Here is a 2,787-nt window from a genome sequence, read left to right as displayed (position 1 = left end):
TTTTTCTACTCTTCATTTGTTGTTACAGTAACTACTAGCTCATCATTCAATTTCACCTGATACTTAAATTTTTCGAGTAAGCGCCCATATGAAATGCAATATAGCACACCTTCTTTCGAAACCATAGTGATGTAATTAGGCTTGAACGGCAGCCTTAAGATATCATCCGCAATCGCCTTTACTGAATTTACCTCTCCAATATAATTAGGTGAAATATTCATGTTGCTCCACTGTTTACTTAAAGCGTTGCGATATTCTAAATTACTGCCAATCTGATTGAAAATGCAGTAGCGATAATCCGTGCCCTTAGTATAGTGATCTTTCCACATTTGATATCTCTTGGCAAAATCAGTCAAAGTATCATTTTCATTCACTTCCCAAGGTAGGGTAGCGTGAATATCTCCAATTACATCGCTAGCATCAAAGTTCGAAAACTTCCTGATATTCAAAGCGATCTTTCCCGTAATCTTCTTCATCTTATGATCTTTCATCATCGCTTGTGACAGTAAGTAAAGACCGTTAATGTAAATTTGATCCGTCGTTTTAGCAGGGCAGGCGAATTTTGTGATATAGAGTCGACCATCTTCTTTAGTTAAATTGAGTTCTTCCTGCGTTTGAGGTACCAAAGAAAGGGCCGCCTTTAAATCAGTACTTTGATTAACTTCTTGAACAAAACTCATAAATTCAGCATAAGAACTGGACTTAATTTGCTCAATTTTCAAATTTCCTTGATACAAATCTACGAATATTTTCTTCAATTTGTTAGAAGAAGAGGCATCTAGAGCGTGGTGTGAAAAGACAATGTTTAACTCCTGCTTCTTCATATTGAAAATAAGGCAATGAATTGGCGAACCAGGCTTAGAATACATCACTTTTTCTAAGTCAGTTTCGGAAAAGCTGTTTGCGGTAACAAGTGAGATTGGAGCTGGATTGATTATCTTCTTGAAATATAGTTTACCGTCTCGATCTTTAAACCAAGCAAATTTCAATAGATCTATCTTAGTAGTTAAATCAGTAAAAATCTGTCTAATCTTCTGAATTTCTTCAAAGTTAATTGTCGGAAAAGATACTCTTAGCAGGTCAAAAGATGGTTTTTGTTGTGAAAAGAGACTCTGCTGCGTTGATGAAGCAGTAATTTTCGCATCCTCATAGCTGCTCGAAAAGTTTGCAAACAGCAATTTAAGATTAAGTAAGTCAGCTTCATTTGCTTGCTCGCGAGTCTCTGCAGCTGTATTTGTTTGCTGCTTGTCAATATATGCTGCCAAGCGCTCAAGCGTGTTCAACAGTGAGAACTGGGCATCATCAATCTGAATCTTAAAAGTATTTTCTACATCAACAATGAAGCGCACTGAATCCAGAGAATCCAGCTCTTTAATTTCATTAGCGTGGTATTTGGCTATCAACTTTTTCAATTCGTCTAAAGTGTTAGAGCTATCAGTAGTCAAAGAACGATTATAATACTCGTCGATCATTCTTTGCGTATCAATCTTACGGTTGTAGGTGTACAAGAAGTGATCGACCTTAATAATTATTGGATTGAGATAAGTTGGCAGTTTACTTTTAATCTCAGCTTCTTTATCTTGCGAACTAATGTAAAAAATATAGATTCGCTTGTTTTTGAACTTCGCAATTGCTGTGGTAACATCAGCGATTTTCGATACTAGAGTTTGAATTTCACCTAATTCCACACGGATTCCGTTAACTTGGACTTGATCGTCTTCTCTTTCTAAGAAAAGTAGCTCACCGTTTTGTAAAATTTCTACCTTATCACCAGTTTTATAATAGCGTTCACCGTCAAGAGTGATGAAGCTTGAGCTGCTTTTAACAGAATCTAAAAGATAGCCGTCTGTTACTCCATTTCCGCCAATATATAATTCACCTTTTTTTGCTTCATTATTGTTTGCATCAAGGACTTTTACCTTTCCCTCTGGTAATGGGCGGCCAATCGGTACGTATTCTTCTTCATTTTCAGTTACCTGATGATAAGTAGAATAGACAGTTGTTTCAGTCGGACCATAAAGATTAAAAACTTTGCATCCCTTATTAAGCGCCCGTTTCAATTTTTTTGCCAAATTAATCGGAAATGCTTCACCGGCTACCATCAGAAACTTGAGTTTATCAAAGGCTTCAGGACCAACGATATCAAGAAGTGCCTCCGCAAATGAAGGGGATAAGGAAAGGTGCGTTATTTGCTTTTGATTAATTAATTTGGGAATTAGCCTGATACTCTCTGAATTAGAAGGACTTGTTGGGAGACAAACCAGCTCGGCACCGGCAATAACGGGCGACAGAAGCTCTGTTAATGAAACATCAAAAGAATAAGGCGTTGAAAATAAAAATTTGGTCGTCTCGTTGACGTTAATTAATGAGTACAGTCTTGTAAGGATCCACTTTAGATTGCTTTCTGTCAGAAAAACTTTTTTAGGAATGCCGGTACTGCCAGAAGTAGAGAGGATGTATACATTTTTTTGCGAGAACGGTTTAGCTTTAAAGTCGGCGTGATTATTCTGATTGAAAAGATCAACTTGAATGATATTTTTCTGCTTAAGTGTGGCAGGTAAGTCAGTTATTAAAGTATCCCATTGAACTTCTTTTACACGATCAGTGGCTTCAGGTAGGTCTAACGCTGATACAAGTGGCATAGGGATGCGGTTGGATAGCCAAATTCCAATTACTGTGGGCAGTACAAAACGGGTATCTTTTAAATAAAAGGGAACGATGTCCTGAGCATTTTCCTCATCAAGTTTAGCGGCTAATTGCTGGGCAATATTGGAAATTTCTTGATAG

General features: G+C 37.2%; 1 protein-coding gene. It reads right to left on the bottom strand.

Annotated elements, in window-relative coordinates:
- Nucleotides 1-5 precede the first annotated feature (5 nt).
- On the bottom strand, nucleotides 6-2,787 hold a 2,782-nt coding region (locus ACTHW2_RS09800), incomplete at its 5' end, for a non-ribosomal peptide synthetase (RefSeq protein WP_442263744.1).

The sequence above is a fragment of the Tissierella sp. genome, from assembly GCF_052089545.1.
In the GTDB taxonomy this organism is placed as follows: Bacteria; Bacillota; Clostridia; order Tissierellales; family Tissierellaceae; genus Tissierella_A.
This window is presented reverse-complemented; position numbering and strand designations above follow the sequence as displayed.